This window comes from Peptoclostridium acidaminophilum DSM 3953, assembly GCF_000597865.1.
Lineage (GTDB): Bacteria > Bacillota > Clostridia > Peptostreptococcales > Peptostreptococcaceae > Peptoclostridium_A > Peptoclostridium_A acidaminophilum.
In genome coordinates, this window is sequence record NZ_CP007452.1 from 69165 (window position 1) to 86746 (window position 17582).

Consider the following 17582-nt stretch of genomic DNA (forward strand, 5'->3'; position numbering starts at 1 on the left):
AAAGTCGTTCAGGGGTGAATGTATTGGGAGAGGGCGGATTTAGGAATAGAGAAACAAAAATTACAATAGTAGGGCTTGGACTCATAGGCGGTTCGTATGCAAAAGCTCTCAAAAAGGCCGGATTCAATGAAATATATGGAATAGATCTGCAAGCAGAGTCTCTTGAAAAAGCCAAGGCAGAGGGGATAATAAAAAATGGCTACACAGATTCAAAAGAAGCTCTTGGCAAATCGGATCTCGTCATAGTTTGCCTCTATCCGAAAGACACGGTAGAGTTCATAAGAGCAAACATGGAGAGTTTCAAGCCAGGGTGCATAGTGACTGATGTTTCGGGAGTGAAGGACGGACTTATAGACTGCATAAACGGCTTCATAAGGGACGACATAGATTTTGTAGGCGGCCATCCCATGGCAGGAAAGGAATATCAGGGTATAGACTTTTCGGAAGCCAGTCTGTTCGAAGGGGCAAACTACCTTATAACGCCAAGTGAAAACAGCAGCGCGGAAAGCATTAGTCTTGTAAAAGAGCTTGCATGCTGCCTCGGCTGCAGCAACATAGAGGTTGTGAGCGCAAATGTCCATGACCGCATGATAGCGCTCACAAGCCACGTTCCGCATGTGATTGCGCTTGCACTTATAAGCTGCGAGGATGCACTTAGCGGTAAAAACTTTACAGGCAACAGCTTCAGGGATATCACAAGGGTTGCAAACATAAACGAAAAACTCTGGGGAGAGCTGTTCATGCTAAACAGGGAGAATCTTGCAAAGCAGATACAGGAATTCCAGAACGGCATGGAGGCCATAAAGCAGGCGCTTTTAAAGCCCAGCCCGGATGAACTGGAAGCTATTATGAAAACCGCAAAGCAAAAAAGAGGTGAATTGGATTGAAGACTCTTGAGGTGAAGGCAAGCAGCAAGACGTATCCGATATATATAGAAAAGGGGCTGCTTGGCAAAGCAGCTCAGATAATCAGAGGATTATACAAGGGTGACAAAATAGGCCTGATAACCGATTCCAATGTAGACAGGCTGTACGCGGACGCCTTGGTCAAGTCGATGGAGGATTTGGGGCTAGAAGTGGTAAAGGTTGTTGTAAGCCCGGGGGAGGGCAGCAAGTCGATAAAGACATTCGAAGAGGTATGCGAAAGGCTGCTTGCAGGCGGAGTCACAAGGAGCGACATCATAGTCAACCTGGGCGGCGGTGTGGTTGGCGATCTTGGCGGTTTTGTGGCCTCGGCGCTGCTTAGGGGGATAAGATTCATACAGATACCGACCTCATTGCTGGCGCAGATAGACAGCAGCGTAGGCGGCAAAGTTGCCGTAAACCTACCTTCGGGAAAAAATCTGGTCGGGAGTTTTTACCAGCCCGAGGCTGTAATAATAGACCCGGAGCTCCTGAGGACTCTGGATATAAGATTCTTCAGGGACGGAATGGCCGAGGTCATAAAGTATGCCTGCATACGAGACGAAGGGTTGTTCAATCTGCTTGAAGGCAATGACGAACATACAATAGTAGATCACATTGAAGACATCGTGGAGACATGCTGCTCAATAAAGCGTGACATAGTGGAGCTCGACGAGCTCGACAAGGGCGAGCGGATGCTTTTGAACTTCGGTCATACTCTTGCTCATGCAGTGGAGCAGTATTTCAACTATGAAAGATACACTCACGGCGAGGCTGTAGCCATAGGGATGATTCATATAACAAGAAAAGGCGAGCAGTCAGGGCTTTCGGCAAAAGGGACATGCAGCAGGCTTACAGGGCTTGTAAAAAAATATAATCTTCCATTTGAAATGCCTGCCATGGAAAGCCAAAGCGTTATCGATACTCTGCTTCTTGATAAAAAGGGAAGCTCAAGGGAGCTTAGCATAATTTTAATAAGCGAAATAGGTAAGGGATTCATGCACACAATAGACAAGTCATCGCTTGGCGAGTGGATATAAAAAACATACAGCATGGAGGGGAAGGCATTGAAAACTGTAGAGATTAATCCTAAAAAGCTTTCGGGAGATATTAGCGTGCCTCCTTCAAAAAGCGTAAGCCACAGAGCTATAATGGCGGCCGCGCTTTCGAAAGGGAAAAGCAGGATAGAGAACGTGATAATGTCAAAAGATATAGAAGCGACATGCAAAGGGCTTGAGAGTCTCGGAAGCAGTATAAAGATAGAGGATTCGGGAGAGGGAAGAGTGGCGCTGACAATAGAGGGCGGCGGAATGCCGCAGGTAAGAAACGATGCAATAGACTGCATAGAATCAGGCTCTACGCTAAGATTCCTAATACCGCTTGCGGCTCTTACAGGGGAAGAAGTCACATTTGAAGGCCGAGGAAAGCTTGTTGAAAGGCCGCTTGATATGTACTACGATATATTTGAAAGCCAGGGACTCGAGTATAGAAATGAGCAGGGAAGGCTGCCGCTCACTCTAAAAGGCAAGCTTAAGGCCGGACACTTTAAAATCAAGGGTGATGTGAGCTCGCAATTCATAACGGGGCTTATGTTTGCGCTGCCGCTGGTGCAGGGTGACTCTGTAATAGAAATAGTCGGCAAGTTGGAATCGGTAGGCTATATAGACCTCACAATAGATGTGCTCAAGGCGTTCGGGGTGAGCATTGAAAATGACGGCTACAGCAGCTTTTACATAAAGGGCGGCCAGAGCTACGCGCCTGCAGACTACAGGGTTGAAGGCGATTTTTCACAGGCGGCCTTCTGGCTTGTGGCAGGCACAATAGGCAGCGACGTTAACTGCCTTGATGTAGACAAGGATTCACTTCAGGGGGACAAGGAGATTGTCGATATAATAAAGGCAATGGGCGGAAACATAATTGTATCGGACGGATCAATGCGTGCAAGCGCCAGTATCACAAGGGGAATAAGCATCGATGCTTCACAAATACCCGATATTGTGCCTATAATATCTGTAATGGCGGCCCTGAGCAAGGGCACCACAATAATAAGCAACGCATCCAGACTCAGGATAAAAGAGTCGGACAGGATAAAATCCACAGTATCAGAGCTTTCAAAGCTGGGAGCAGTTATAAGGGAGCTTGAAGACGGAATTGAGATAGAAGGCAGGGACGAACTTGAAGGTGGGGTCGTGGAAAGCTGGAACGATCACAGGATAGCAATGGCCATGGCGGTAGCATCAATAAGGTGCAAAAAACCAGTGGTTATAAACGGGGCGGAATCAGTCAAAAAATCGTACCCGGGATTTTGGAATGACTTTAGAAAGCTTGGAGGGGACATAAATGAGCGGGATATGGGGTAAAAATCTCAGACTGTCGATTTTCGGAGAATCACATGCGCCTGCTATAGGCATAGTCATAGACGGGCTGCCTCCGGGTACGGAGCTTGATATTGAGAATATCAGATTTCAAATGAACAGAAGAGCTCCCGGAAGAAACAAAATGTCCACTCCGAGGGGAGAAAAGGATGAATTTGAGATACTCAGCGGATACTTCAACGGAAAGACTACAGGGACGCCTCTTGCATGCATGATAAGAAACGCTGACAGGCGCTCGTCGGACTATGAGAACATAAGCAAGACTCCAAGACCTGGGCATGCCGACTACACTGGATTCGTAAAATACGGCGGGTTCAATGACTACAGAGGCGGGGGCCATTTTTCAGGCAGGCTAACAGCGCCGCTTGTATTTGCAGGGGCTATAGCCCAGCAGATACTCGAAGGCATGGGAATTGTCATAGCAGCCCATGCCCAGAGCGTGGCAGGTGTATGTGATACTCGATTTGAAGAGGTGGATGTGGACAAGGAGCTTGTAGAAAGACTAAAAGCAAGTGAGCTTGCGGCAATAGACACTGCAAAGGGCGAGCTGATGAAAAGCGAGATACTAAAGGCGAGGGAAGAGCTTGATTCTGTCGGGGGAGTCATAGAATGCATGGCTCTGGGCATACCGGCGGGACTGGGAGACCCTTTTTTTGATTCAGTGGAGAGCAGGCTCTCGGGTATGCTTTTTTCAATACCGGCAGTGAAGGGCGTTGAGTTCGGGGCGGGCTTTGAAATCTCAAGAATGAGAGGTTCTAAGGCAAATGACGAGTATGTCATAAGTGACGGACAGATATCAACAAGCACCAATAATAACGGAGGTATACTGGGCGGCATAACAAGCGGCATGCCTATGGTTTTCAGGGCGGCGATAAAGCCCACACCGTCAATAAGCCAGATGCAATCGAGTGTTGATATCTTTTCGATGAAGGAGGTCCAGCTGCGAGTCGAGGGGAGGCACGATCCGTGCATAGTGCCAAGAGCCATACCTGTTGTTGAATCGGCTGCGGCCCTGGTTATACTAGATATGATGCTTGAGGGGAGGAAATAGGCATGGGTGAATTGGAAATTCTCAGAAAAGATATAGACAGCATAGATGCGGCGCTTGTAGAGCTTTTCGAGCGAAGAATGGAGCTTGTAGCAAGGGTTGCAGACATAAAAGAGCAAAACGGAATCGGCGTGCTCAACAGCAACAGGGAGGAAGAGGTAATAAAGCACAACATGGAGCTTCTAAAGAACAAGGAGCTTTCACCTCAGCTTGAGATGTTCCTAAGAAGCGTCATGGATATAAGCAAGAGCCTGCAAAAGGAAAGGATGCGGGGAATAGGAAAGGAAGGCGTCAAGGTTGGATTCCAGGGCACGAAGGGCTCGTTTGGACACGAGGCGGCCGCAGACTATTTCGGAAATGAGGCTGAGCTGCTCGAGTATGTAGAGTTTTCGGACGTGTTTTCCAGTCTGGAAAGAGGGGATGTCGAGTACGGAGTCCTTCCAATAGAGAACTCATCAACGGGCAGCATAACACAGGTGTACGACCTTCTGGGAAGCTACGGCTTTTATATAGTCGGAGAAATCTGCGTAAAGGTTAGCCACAACCTTATGGCCGTAAAGGGCGCAAGGCTGGAAGACATAAAAGAGGTCTATTCTCACATGCAGGCTTTCGAGCAGTCGGGGAGATACTTCAAAAGGCATCCGGGATGGAAGTTGATACCCTATCACAACACGGCATACAGCGCCAGGTATGTTGCGCAAAGCGGCGACATGACAAAGGCCGCGGTAGGAAGCCTCAATGCGGCGAGTCTGTACAATCTGGAGGTGCTCGCAAGCTCGATAAACGACAACAGCAACAATTTTACCAGGTTTGTAATAATAGGCAAGGAAATGAACCCAGACGCTGAAGCCGACAAGATAAGCCTCCATCTTTCTATAAAGCATAAGCCTGGAGCGCTCCATGAAACATTGGGATATTTTTCGGAAAATGGACTAAATATGATAAAGATAGAGTCGCGACCTGCAAAAGACAGCGCATGGGAGTACATGTTCTATATAGATTTTGAAGGCAACATAAATGATAAAAAGACAAAGAAGGCTATAGAAGAGATAAAGGCGGGCAGCAGCTACTGCAGGATTCTCGGCAACTACAAGGCTTATGCCAGAGCGGGGGAATAGAGCCATGAAGGGGACGCTATACGGACTCCTCGGGGAGCGATTGTCGCACAGCATATCGCCACAGATACATTCGGCCATAATGGAGCTCTCGGGCACAAAGGGCTGCTACCACCTGTTCGAGGTGGAGAGGCAATCGCTCTCTGATGCAGTAAGGGGATTAAAGGCACTCGGGGCAGCCGGCGCCAATGTTACAATCCCATATAAAAGCAGCGTCATGGAGCATATGGACTATATATCAGCTGAAGCCCAAAGAATAGGGGCTGTCAACACCATAGACTTTAGTGGCGGCATGTGCCATGGATATAACACTGATTATTACGGATTTGAAATGATGCTAAAAAGAGCCGGCATAGAAATAAAAGGCAGGAGCTTTCTGCTGCTTGGTACGGGCGGGGCTGCAAAAGCCGTTGCAGCATGTCTTGAGGATTTCGGATCATCCAGGATTTTGGCTGCAAGCACAAACCAGCAAAAGGCTAAAGAGACTCTGAGCGGAGTAGAAATAATTGACTATGAAGGCATAAAAGCGCTAGGCGAAATTGACACTGTAGTCAACTGTACGCCGCTAGGCATGCATCCGAATACAGAAAGTTCGCCGCTGACTGAAGAGCTCCTGTCAAAGTTTGATTCGGCAGTCGATCTAATATACAATCCAAGGAGGACGCTGTTTCTTACACAGGCAAGCAAGAGAGGCCTAAAAGCCATAGACGGACTCTACATGCTTGTGGGGCAGGCGGTAAAGGCTCAGGAGATATGGAATGAAATGAAGCTCGAGCAGAAAATGGTGGACGAAGTGTATGAAAGAGTAAAACAGCTGCTATAGGAGATGGTATATAATGAAGGTGCTTGTAATAAACGGCCCAAATATAAATATGCTAGGTGTCAGGGAAAGGAACATATACGGAGATATGGACTTTGATGGCGTCTGCAGCTATATAAGGAGTGAAGCCGAAAGACTTGAAATAGAAGTGGAGCTGTGCCAGAGCAACATAGAAGGTGAGATAGTGGGCTTCATTCAGGAGGCGTACGGGAAATACGACGGCATAGTCATAAATCCCGCGGCCTACACACACTACAGCATAGCTATACACGACGCGCTAAAGGGAGTAGGGTTGCCGGCCATCGAGGTCCACATAAGCAACATACATGCCAGAGAGGAATTCAGAAAGGTTTCTGTGACTGCACCTGCCTGCAAAGGCCAAATATGTGGTCTTGGAATCCATGGATATGTGCTTGCGCTCATGGCGCTAAAAGGCATAAAATAGAATAAAACCTTAAAGGGGTGGTTCTATGTATTTTGTAACTTTCATATACGGCGGACAAGAGGATATAGGTGCTTTTGAAAAAATAGAAGCTGGCATAGTAAGAATAGGAGATATCTGCAGCAGGCTTGGAATAAAAGCGCCTGATGATATGAACGAGCTCATAGCCATGTCAAGCGACGAGCTCATAGAGGACATGAGGGTTGCTTTAAGAGGCGGCAGGTTCAAGACTGTTAGCAAAGATAGTGTAAAGCTGTGCGCTCCCGTGCCATATCCAAGAAGAAATATAATATGCCTTGGAAAAAACTACTACGAGCATGCAAAGGAGCTCGAAGGCACATCGATAGACAGAGGCAACGAAAGGCCTGAGCATCCGATTTATTTCTCGAAAATTGCTGATCCGGCAGTAGGCGACGGTGACGACATAATCTACGACAGATCAGTCACAGACGAGATAGACTATGAGGTCGAGCTTGCGGTGATAATAGGCAGGGATGGCATGGACATAAAACCTGAGGATGTGGAAAAGCACATATTCGGCTATACAATTGCCAACGACGTTTCGGCGAGAGACCTGCAAAGCAGCCACAAGCAGTGGTTCAGGGGCAAGTCTCTGAGCACATTTTGTCCCATGGGGCCATATATCGCGCATAGGAGCTTAATAAAGTATCCGGTAGAACTAGATCTCAAATGCAGCGTGAACGGCGACCTCAGGCAGAGCTCCAATACAAGGGATATGATATTCGACATAGAGTATATAATAAGCGATATATCGCGCGGAATGCGGCTCAGGGCTGGAGACATAATACTTACAGGCACTCCTTCGGGTGTGGGCCTTGGCTTTAAGCCTTGCAAATACCTTAAGCCGGGTGACATAGTCAAATGCGAGATAGAAAAAATCGGAGCACTTGTAAACCAGGTGGTTGAAAAGAAATAGAAAAGCATCATGCAAATGCAAAAAAATACTATAAAAAACATTTAAAGCAACTATACTGTGGGTAAATAGATTCCATCGGAGTATTTCGAGCAAAACGAGGAGGAATATGGATGGAGTATATAGATTCATTTGTCGAAGCAGGAAGCCAGATACTGACAAGCATGGCCCAGCTAGAGTGCAATATGAGGGAGCCTTATTTTATAGACAATGAGCTTAATGCTGAGAATGTGGTAATAATGGTAGGAGTTACAGGTGAGCTAAAGGGTCATGCGATGCTCAGCATGAATGAGGGGCTTGCTAAAGGCATAGCATCCAAAATGATGATGGGCATGCCTGTTGAAACGCTTGATGACATGGCAAAAAGCGCTCTGTCGGAGCTTACAAATATGGTTATGGGAACTACAGCAACCAAGCTGGAAGGAAAGGGTCTGAGCATAGACATTACCCCTCCGAGCCTTATGACAGGCGAGAGGCTGTCGGTTTCGAATGACGCAATTAAAACAGTATGTATACCCATAGAGACAGATCTTGGAGATATCAATTTCAATGTATCCATAAAAAACAAATAGCAAAATATCCGGCTTTTAGCCGGTTTTTTTTATTTACGGACAAGCTCCATAGGGTATCAATTTTGTAATAAGCGAAATACCGGGCCCGGATTGGGGGGTTGAAGATGGCATTTTCTAAAAGAAAGATGTTTTATTCAGCTATATTGTTGCTTTGTATAATTTTTTTCACAGGAGCATGCGCTATAACTGAATTTTTTATAGCTACGCAAATTGACAAGACCCAAAGCTACGGACATATAAAAGAAAAAATAAAAGCAGTCATAGAAAAACAGGCCGTGCCTGATAGAGCTGAGATACCGTAGGCCTATCCTCTGAGAGTGGCTTTTATCCTGTCGGTTTTATTCAACATATGGAATACATCGTCTACAGACTTTACGGCTATGTCACAATTGGATATAAGCTTGCCGCTGCAGCCTTCGGGGCCTATGACCGCTACAGACAATATGCATTCTTTTGACATTTCAATGTCGTTTACTCCGTTGCCTACACACATGGTTTCGCATGGACCAAGAGAAATCACAGTTTCTTTTTTAAACAAGGAAGCCCTGTCGCTTGGAAATTTTCGAATCTCAATGTCTGTTCCGGCAAATTCTGCAGCAACATTCCCGTAAGTATCAGCAGTTGCTACGTAAACATTCAAATGCTCCTTCAGAATCAAAAGCATTTCCATAGTCCTGTCAGAAACTTTTCCATCCTCAGCCAGAGTTCCGTTATAGTCAAACACTATATTCTTTATGCATATATCTTTGAATCCGGGAATTGATATGTTTATCATAAAAAAACCTCCTTATAGTAAAGACATAACTGGATGCAAAATCATACATTATAATTATAGCAATATTTATATCTTAGAGCACCCCTTTTGCAGCAGATTGGCTTCTAGTGCATTAAGGCTTGCTTATTGGGTGGCGCATCGACTCATCCCAGCCTAAAGAGGATGGAGTATTATCGTTTGAAATCTGATAAAATAAAGTTATAAAACATTAGAAACATAAGGAGCTTTTGTTATGAATAAAAACATTAAGATAGAGAGGCTTTGCCAATCGAAGGCCTTGAACCATATGAGAAACTCCAACATCACAGGGGCGGTTGAAGAGCTTAAAGCCTGCCTGGTCATGAATCCCCAAAATGTTGAGACGCTGAATATGCTGGGATTTTGTTATTATATTTTGTGCAATTTTGACAGTGCCCGGGAGCTTTGGTTGGAGAGTATAGGGATTGAAGACAAGGATAACCAGGCGCATTCATATATGGAAATGATTGAACTTGAGGAGTTTCTGGCTATAAGGGAAAGCTTTGAAAGTGCAAAAAAATATTTTGAGCAGAGCGACTACAAGAATGCCGCATTTAAGGCGATGGGCTTAATAGATAAAAAGCCTGAGCTTGTAATGCCATATATAATAGCAGGAATATCTTTAATCAAGCTAGGAGATAATGAAACTGGAAGCGGTTATATACAAACAGCTATCTCAAAAGATTCGGAAAACGAGGAGCTAAAAAAATACAGCCAGATGTATATGAAGTCGGCTATAAAAACAGGACATGATTTTAAGTTGCTGAGCAAAAAAAACGCAGCCATAGCAATTTCAATCTGCATGGTTACCCTGGCCATAGCAGCAATGCTGGGGCAGGCACACCCACAAAGCGTCTCACAAAATGGCGAGGCTGCGTCTGTAAGCAAGCTTGCGAAGATAAAGCAAGAGCATTTTAAAAACGAAGAAAATGCACAGGAAACGAGTCAGCAAAAGCAGTCAAGCAGCGTTGACAACGACAACACTCCTCAAAACGCAGACGCTGAAGCTTCAAGCAGCAAGCTCGATGGAAAGATTGAGGATGAACAGGGGATTTATATAGCTTCGGCAGAAAAATTCAAGGCTGAAAACTATTCTGAGGCGGCCGCTGGATTTGAAAAGATAGCGCTAGGCGGTGAGCAGGAGCGTTTTGTGTCTGAATCTATTTTTTTTGCAGCACAATCATACGAAAGATTAAAAGAATTTGACAAAGCCATTAAATACTACGGGATGTATGTGGAATTTTTCAAGGAAGGCCATTACAGTGACGATTCCCTATACAGCCTGGGGCTGATATACTATGCGCAGGGAGACCAGGATAAGTCTCAAAGCACTTTAAAAAGGCTAAAGCGTGAATATCCGGATAGTATGTTCATAAATTCAAAGGTGGAAGATATTATTCTCCAGGAATAGGATGGATGGCGAAGTCGGATCTGTAGCAAATGAAAATATTTGTTGAAAAGGTATGTAAAAGGGTATAAAGCAACCTGTATCGGCAAATTATTAAATATTTTTATTATTATACAAAAAACGCATAATCATGCATAGGTGCCACATGGGCTGATCTAGAAGAAGGTTGAAAAATCAACGTTAATATGCAGCAAGCCGAATCGGAATGAAAAGTAGATACTATTGCACATATATAATGTACATAAATCGAGGTTTTCATCATAAAAGCTATTCAATAATTTTTTATCAAACGATTGTGAGGCCTACTGTAGTGAAAATAATATCAAAAGAATGAGTTGTCTAAAAAGTACAGGGTAGAGTGTATTTCCTGAGTGCAAAAATATTGCTAATGCTAATTGTCATTGAAAAAATTTACATTAATGGCATGCGAAGTAAAGAATATTTATTAGCAGTCGCATTTATTGACAATAATTTATCCTAATGCTATACTTTGTTATGTAAGGTTGTGAAAGTTCTAAAAATTTTAAATTTATAACAAAAAATTCATAATACAATGCACAATATTATTGGTACATTGTAAATTTTATTTATAGCAGGAAAACGTTGCCTTAAAAAGCTTGTATTATGGAGGTTTGACCAGTCTAATATTTATCACTATAAATAATAGGAGGTTCTACAATGGCAAAAGTTATGAAAACCATGGATGGAAACACTGCTGCAGCTCACGTTGCATATGCATTTACTGAGGTTGCAGGAATATATCCAATAACTCCATCATCGCCAATGGCAGAAATTACAGACGAATGGGCTGCCAACGGAAGAAAGAACATATTTGACCAGACAGTTAGCGTAGTTGAGCTTCAATCAGAGGGTGGAGCTGCAGGAACTGTTCACGGCTCACTTCAAGCAGGAGCCCTTACTACTACATTTACAGCATCTCAAGGTCTTCTTCTTATGATACCTAACATGTACAAGATAGCTGGAGAGCTGCTTCCTGGAGTATTCCACGTTTCGGCTCGTGCGCTGACAGCTTCGTCACTAAACATATTCGGAGACCATGCAGACGTTATGGCGGCAAGAAACACTGGATTTGCATTCCTTGCATCAGGTTCAGTTCAGGAGACTATGGACCTTGCTGGAGTTGCTCATCTTTCAGCTATAAAGGGAAGACTTCCATTCGTTCACTTCTTCGACGGATTTAGAACTTCTCACGAGGTTCAAAAAGTTGAGGTTATGGATACAGAAGAGCTTGCTAAGCACCTTGACTGGGACGCTGTTAAGGCATTTAAAGAAAATGCTCTTAATCCAAACCATCCAGTTACTAGGGGAACAGCTCAAAACCCAGACATTTACTTCCAGACAAGAGAAGCTTCTAACAAGTTCTACAACGCTCTACCAGCAATAGTAGCTGACTACATGAAGGTTGTATCTGACATCACAGGAAGAGAATATAAGCCATTCAACTATGTAGGAGCTCCAGACGCTGAGAACGTAATAATAGCTATGGGTTCTATAACTGAAACTGCTGAAGAGGCACTTAACTACCTGAATGCAAGCGGAGAAAAAGTGGGTCTTGTTAAAGTACACCTTTACAGGCCATTTGCTCCAGAATACCTTCTTGAGGTGCTTCCAAAGACAGTTAAGAAGATAGCTGTTCTTGACAGAACTAAGGAGCCGGGTTCAATAGGAGAGCCACTATATCTTGACATAAAGAGTGCATTCTACGGAAAAGCGGATGCTCCGATAATAGTAGGCGGAAGATACGGACTTGGATCAAAGGATACTACTCCAACTCACGTTAAGGCTGTATATGACAACCTTAAGCTTGACGCTCCAAAAGATGGATTTACACTTGCTATAAATGACGATGTTACTCACACATCTCTTCCAATAGGCGAGAAAATAGTTACTGAGCCAGAAGGAACTACAAGATGTAAGTTCTGGGGACTTGGTTCTGACGGTACTGTCGGAGCAAACAAGAACTCTATAAAGATAATAGGAGACCACACTGACCTTTATGCTCAGGGTTATTTCTCTTATGACTCTAAGAAATCAGGCGGAGTTACAGTTTCTCACCTTAGATTTGGTAAGAACCCTATAACGTCAACTTATCTGATAGATACTGCTGACTTTGTAGCTTGCCATGTTCAGGCTTATGTTAACCAGTATGATCTTCTTGCCGGACTAAGAAAAGGCGGAACATTCATGCTTAACACTATCTGGTCGCCAGAAGAGCTTGATGCAAAGCTTCCGGCAAAAATGAAAAAATACATCGCTGAAAATGACATAAACTTCTACATCATAAACGGAACTAAGATAGGACAAGACCTGGGTCTTGGAAACAGAATAAACATGGTAATGCAGTCGGCATTCTTCAAGCTTTCACAAGTTATATCTCTAGAAGATGCAGTTAAATACATGAAGGAAGCAATAGTTAAGTCATACGGCAAGAAGGGTGAAAACATAGTTAAGATGAACTATGCTGCAGTTGATGCAGGTATAGATGCTCTTGTTAAAGTAGACGTTCCGGCATCGTGGAAAGACGCTGTTGAAGTTATGGACGTTGTTGCAGCTCAAGATCCAGACTTTATAAAGAACATACTAAGACCTATGAATGCTCTTGAGGGAGACAAGCTTCCAGTATCAACATTCAACGGATATGAAAACGGTACATTCGAGCACGGAACAGCTGCTTACGAGAAACGTGGTATAGCAGTGAATGTGCCAGAGTGGATAAAAGACAAGTGTATACAGTGTAACCAGTGTTCATATGTATGTCCTCACGCTGCTATAAGACCTGTGCTTCTTACAGATGAAGAGCTGGCAAAAGCTCCATTCGGAGAAGATTCTGTTGTGGCAGGAAAAGGAAAAGGCGTAGACGCTTACAAATATAAAATGCAGGTTACTCCGCTTGACTGTACAGGCTGCGGCAACTGCGCGGACATATGTCCAGTTAAGGCTCTTGAAATGAAGCCTATAGAGACGCAAGAAAAAGAAATAGAGAACTGGAAATACGCTGTTACAGTTCCTGTTAAGAGCGACGTTATGGAAAAGACAACTCTTAAAGGAAGCCAGTTCCAGCAGCCGCTGCTTGAGTTCTCAGGAGCTTGTGCAGGATGTGGAGAGACTCCATACGCTAAGCTTGTAACTCAGCTTTTCGGAGACAGAATGTATATAGCCAACGCTACAGGATGTTCTTCAATATGGGGAGCTTCTGCACCGTCGACTCCTTACACTAAGAATGCTGCAGGCAAAGGACCAGCTTGGGCTAACTCGCTGTTCGAAGACAACGCAGAATTCGGATATGGTATGGCTGTAGCAGGAAAGCAGATGAGAGCTAAGCTTACTGAGCTTGTAACTGAGCTTGCCGCTATGAACATAGATGCTGACGTTAAGGCAGCTCTTAACTCATGGCTTGAGACTAAAGAAGACGGCGAAGCCAACAAACCAGCTACTGCCGCAGTTGAGGCTGTGCTTGGCAAAGACCTTGGAGATGCTAAGGCTAACGAGATTCTTGCTGGAATAGCTGACTATAAGGATCATCTAAGCAAGAAGTCCTACTGGATATTCGGTGGAGATGGCTGGGCTTACGATATCGGATATGGCGGACTTGACCACGTACTAGCTTCAGGCGAGAATGTAAACGTGCTTGTATTCGATACAGAGGTTTACTCTAACACTGGAGGACAGTCTTCTAAGTCGACTCCAACAGGCGCTATAGCAAAGTTTGCCGCATCGGGCAAGAAAATTAAGAAGAAAGATCTAGGTATGATGGCTGCAAGCTACGGCTACGTATACGTTGCTCAGGTTGCAATGGGAGCAGACAAGAACCAGGTTCTTAAGGCTATGCTTGAAGCAGAAAAATACGACGGACCATCTCTAATAATAGCTTACGCTCCATGCGTAAACCACGGAATCAAGATAGGCATGGGTAAGACTATAACAAGAGAGAAGCAAGCTGTAGAAGCTGGCTACTGGCACCTATACAGATTCAATCCTGAGCTTAAGGCTGAAGGAAAGAATCCATTCGTACTAGATTCTAAAGAGCCGTCAGCATCGTTCAGAGACTTCCTAATGGGAGAGGTAAGATATACATCGCTTACTCAGACATTCCCAGGGCTTGCTGAAGAGCTGTTTGTAAAGGCTGAAGAAGAAGCTAAGGAAAGATATCTAGGCTATAAAAAAATGGCTGAAATGTAATTAAACTAAAGTGTTTATCAGGCGGGGATATTATCCCCGCCTTTTTGCAGCGCTGAGATAATCCATATAATGTTTTTGCAAAGCAACAGGCTTTATTATATAATTTCATTAACAATTAAGCGTCTTTGGAGGGATTTATTTTATGTACCTTATTTTTGGAGATGAAGTTATAGACTCATCGCAGATTGCAGAAAACATAGAAAGCGGGTCGGACTTCAATGTGGTCACAGACCTTACAAAAAGCACAAAGCGCGAGGACATGGCTGCATTTTTGCTCTGGATAGATGAAGCGGTACTCGAAACGCCTGATGGGATTGAAGAGAGCGATGAAAAGGTCGACTTACTTATGAAAGCTTGCGATGAAATTGGAAGTGGGCTGGCAGAGATCATGCCGAAATATTCAAAACACAATTTTTTTTCATTCAGGTATGATGAAGCCAAAGCGGGAGTGGAAGCCATTGTTGTAATAGCGGAGAGAGACGCCAAAAATCAAAAGCTTGAAGATGTTTTAAAGAGGCTGCTCAGGCAGCTGTAGAACTTCCAAATACCCTATGTAATGTTTATGTAGACATTACATAGGGTATTTTTATTTCAAAAGGAGGGTGCGTTATGAAGACTGCACTTGCAGTTATAACAAAATACGTAAATGACAATATGTCTTTGTTGGAATTCCTCTATAATGCCAAAAGGCATGGCCGGACTATAGACAGACTCATAATAGTGTATTCTCATGGCTGCGAATCTCACTATGTTAAAAGGCTGAGAGAGATTGTTGAGCTGGATTTGATAAAAGTGAACGGTTTTGGAGAATTTGAAGACAAGGTTAAAGCTATGGGACTAAGCTCTGAAGAATGCAGGAAGTTCATATACGCGCCAACCCTGGAAAGCCATGGGATAGTTCCGTATTCCAAATACAGGAATATCGCGCTTTTACAGGCACTCTTTACGCAAATGGACGTCATTTTCTTCATAGATACGGATGTATATCCTCGCATACTGTTGGGCGCAAACGGTCATATGGAAGAAATCGATTACTTCGGTACGCATTTAAAGTATCTCCAGGAAAGCGATGTATATGTAACTACAAGCGACTACTCTGGATATTTCATAATTCCACCTATGGATTTTGAGCATATAGAAGGTTTTATGGAAGGCCTTCAGAAAGAGTCGGCGCTTCCAATAATAAAGGACATAACGGGGCACAGGTGTATTTCCTATGGAAGCTTGGGCAATAAAAATGTAAGGGCTACTGACAAGTTTTTAGGAGGCAATCTTGCAATAAAGCTGAGCGCAATGGAGCATCTGCCGCCGTTTTTTTCGAGCACATACCACGTCGGGGAAGAGGTTGTACTCACACGGGGTGAGGACACCATTATGGGATTGTTTGCAGGGCAAAGGCATATAAAAGCGCTCGATATCGACTTTTTGATATTCCACGATACGTTTGGTGATTTCCCGAACGTGCCGGATATAAGGCGGGAACAACGCATAAAGGACAGGTTCTACTATGCCTGTCTGGGATGGATAGGGAGAAATGTATTTTATAACTATATCAGGGGGGGTGACCACAGACAGATTTATGAGCATCAGAAGGAACTGCTCGCCAAGACATCGCCGCATGCAGCGAGCCACTTTATGGATGAAAGGTTCCTGGTGCTTCCCGAGGCCATCGACACTGCATACATGAATCTGGAGCGAATAGTTGATGAGTACAGGGAAACTGTACTTGGTTTTGGCAAGGTTACAAAAACGATATTTGGAGGTGAACCATGTGAGAGTGCTTTTAGTAAACCACTTCCCGCTGGAGGGATCTGGTAGCGGTATATATACCAAGAATCTTGCTATGCAGCTTGTTAAAAAAGGCCATGAAGTTTGCGTCATAGCGCCTGACCATCAAGAGGTGCAAATGAAAGGCTGCGAGGTCAGGACCATAATATTCAGCGACGGCAAGAATTGTTGCTATGAGGTGGATTTTAATTTTCCTTGCTTTACAACCCATCCCAAGAGTTATCTGACGTTTTACGAGCTGAGTGAGTTTCAAATCAATAGATATGTTGATGTGTTTGAAAAGGCGATGAAAGAGGCGGTCGAAGAGTTCGTGCCGGACATAATACATTGTCAGCACCTTTGGATAGCGCCTTACTGTGCATCAAAGCTGGGCGTGCCCTACGTAGTTACTGCGCACGGCACCGACATAAAGGGTTTTTGCAGGGACGAGAGATATCACCCATATGCGCTTGAAGGGGCAAAAAATGCTGCGGCTGTAATAACCATATCAAAGCAGGTTGATGCAGATGTGGAAAAGTATTATGGCGTAGAAAGCGGGAGACGAAGGCTTATACTCAATGGTTTTGATGAAGAGATATTCAGGCCAAGGGACTTAAATAGATCTGATGTTCTAAAAAGTCTGAATTTGAATACGGACTATGAATATGTAGTGTCATTTGTGGGCAAGCTTACGGACTTCAAGGGAGTAGACGTGCTCATAAGGGCGGCCAAGATTTATTCGCAGGAGATACAAAATGTGATCACGCTCATTGTGGGCAACGGAGAAAAATATGATGAGCTTGTGAAGTTAAGGGATGACCTGGATGTGAAAAATGTTTATTTTCTTGGGCACAGGGATCAGGATGTTGTTTCTGAGATATACAGCATAGCTGACGTGTCTGTAGTTCCGTCCAGAAACGAGCCGTTTGGCCTGGTGGCGATAGAAGCACTTGCCTGCGGAACGCCGGTTGTTGCTACTAATCAGGGAGGTCTTGTGGATTTTATAGATGAGACCATAGGCTCTCTTGTGCCCGTAGAAGATGACATAGCGCTTGGCGAGGCCATAGAAGCAGAGATACTTAGTCCGAGTAAAAGCGAGCGCAGGCAGAGAGCCGCAAGGAAGGCAATGGAGTATTTCTCGTGGGATCGAGTGGTTGATGACGTGGTGCGTCTTTACACAGACGTTCTATAATAGGAGGAATTATG

General features: G+C 44.3%; 16 protein-coding genes. 15 read left to right on the forward strand and 1 reads right to left on the reverse strand.

Translation table 11 applies throughout. The annotated features are described in order from the left end of the window. The first annotated feature begins 23 nt into the window (after positions 1–23). The 10 genes from EAL2_RS00430 to EAL2_RS00475 all read left to right on the forward strand — a co-directional run bounded on the left by EAL2_RS00430 (position 24) and on the right by EAL2_RS00475 (position 8510). Positions 24–887, forward strand: a complete 864-nt coding sequence (locus EAL2_RS00430; RefSeq protein ID WP_038601560.1) for a prephenate dehydrogenase — start codon at positions 24–26, stop codon at positions 885–887. Beyond that, positions 884–1942, forward strand: a complete 1059-nt coding sequence (aroB, locus tag EAL2_RS00435; RefSeq protein WP_025434478.1) for a 3-dehydroquinate synthase — start codon at positions 884–886, stop codon at positions 1940–1942. Before EAL2_RS00430 ends, aroB begins: the two co-directional genes overlap by 4 nt. Before the next feature lie 27 nt (positions 1943–1969). Then, complete coding sequence (aroA, locus tag EAL2_RS00440; protein ID WP_025434479.1) at positions 1970–3262, forward strand: 3-phosphoshikimate 1-carboxyvinyltransferase; 1293 nt, start codon at positions 1970–1972, stop codon at positions 3260–3262. Continuing rightward, positions 3243–4328 carry a chorismate synthase gene (aroC, locus tag EAL2_RS00445; protein ID WP_025434480.1) on the forward strand — a complete coding sequence of 362 codons (1086 nt, stop codon included), beginning with the start codon at positions 3243–3245 and terminating at the stop codon, positions 4326–4328. Before aroA ends, aroC begins: the two co-directional genes overlap by 20 nt. Positions 4329–4330: 2 nt before the next feature. Next, on the forward strand, positions 4331–5443 hold the full coding sequence (pheA, locus tag EAL2_RS00450; protein WP_025434481.1) for a prephenate dehydratase: 1113 nt from the start codon (positions 4331–4333) through the stop codon (positions 5441–5443). A gap of 4 nt (positions 5444–5447) precedes the next feature. Next, positions 5448–6263 (forward strand): shikimate dehydrogenase, encoded by an 816-nt coding sequence (aroE, locus tag EAL2_RS00455; RefSeq protein ID WP_025434482.1) that lies wholly within the window; start codon positions 5448–5450, stop codon positions 6261–6263. 13 nt (positions 6264–6276) lie between these two features. After that, the gene (gene aroQ, locus EAL2_RS00460; protein WP_025434483.1) at positions 6277–6705 is read left to right on the forward strand and encodes a type II 3-dehydroquinate dehydratase; all 429 of its coding nucleotides are present in this window, start codon (positions 6277–6279) and stop codon (positions 6703–6705) included. Positions 6706–6730: 25 nt separating this feature from the next. Then, positions 6731–7639, forward strand: coding sequence for a fumarylacetoacetate hydrolase family protein (locus EAL2_RS00465; RefSeq protein ID WP_025434484.1), 909 nt, complete (start codon positions 6731–6733; stop codon positions 7637–7639). Positions 7640–7749: 110 nt separating this feature from the next. Continuing rightward, positions 7750–8208, forward strand: a complete 459-nt coding sequence (locus EAL2_RS00470; protein WP_051489050.1) for a chemotaxis protein CheX — start codon at positions 7750–7752, stop codon at positions 8206–8208. Positions 8209–8312: 104 nt separating this feature from the next. Further along, positions 8313–8510, forward strand: a complete 198-nt coding sequence (locus EAL2_RS00475; RefSeq protein WP_025434486.1) for a hypothetical protein — start codon at positions 8313–8315, stop codon at positions 8508–8510. Positions 8511–8512: 2 nt separating this feature from the next. Here EAL2_RS00475 and EAL2_RS00480 read toward each other — a convergent pair whose 3' ends face one another. After that, complete coding sequence (locus tag EAL2_RS00480; RefSeq protein WP_025434487.1) at positions 8513–8983, reverse strand: HAD family hydrolase; 471 nt, start codon at positions 8981–8983, stop codon at positions 8513–8515. Positions 8984–9215: 232 nt separating this feature from the next. On the opposite strand from EAL2_RS00480, the gene EAL2_RS00485 reads away from it, so the two are divergent. The 5 genes from EAL2_RS00485 (at position 9216) to EAL2_RS00505 (ending at position 17568) form a co-directional block, all read left to right on the forward strand. Next, entirely contained in the window at positions 9216–10412 is a 1197-nt protein-coding gene (locus EAL2_RS00485; RefSeq protein ID WP_025434488.1) for a tetratricopeptide repeat protein, read from the forward strand. 675 nt (positions 10413–11087) lie between these two features. Continuing rightward, positions 11088–14609 carry a pyruvate:ferredoxin (flavodoxin) oxidoreductase gene (nifJ, locus tag EAL2_RS00490; protein ID WP_025434489.1) on the forward strand — a complete coding sequence of 1174 codons (3522 nt, stop codon included), beginning with the start codon at positions 11088–11090 and terminating at the stop codon, positions 14607–14609. 142 nt (positions 14610–14751) lie between these two features. Continuing rightward, positions 14752–15144 carry a hypothetical protein gene (locus tag EAL2_RS00495; protein ID WP_025434490.1) on the forward strand — a complete coding sequence of 131 codons (393 nt, stop codon included), beginning with the start codon at positions 14752–14754 and terminating at the stop codon, positions 15142–15144. A gap of 74 nt (positions 15145–15218) precedes the next feature. Beyond that, positions 15219–16427 carry a hypothetical protein gene (locus EAL2_RS00500; RefSeq protein ID WP_025434491.1) on the forward strand — a complete coding sequence of 403 codons (1209 nt, stop codon included), beginning with the start codon at positions 15219–15221 and terminating at the stop codon, positions 16425–16427. Continuing rightward, a complete protein-coding gene (locus tag EAL2_RS00505; protein WP_025434492.1) occupies positions 16381–17568 on the forward strand; it encodes a glycosyltransferase family 4 protein in 1188 nt (395 codons plus the stop codon). Before EAL2_RS00500 ends, EAL2_RS00505 begins: the two co-directional genes overlap by 47 nt. Positions 17569–17582: the final 14 nt, after the last annotated feature.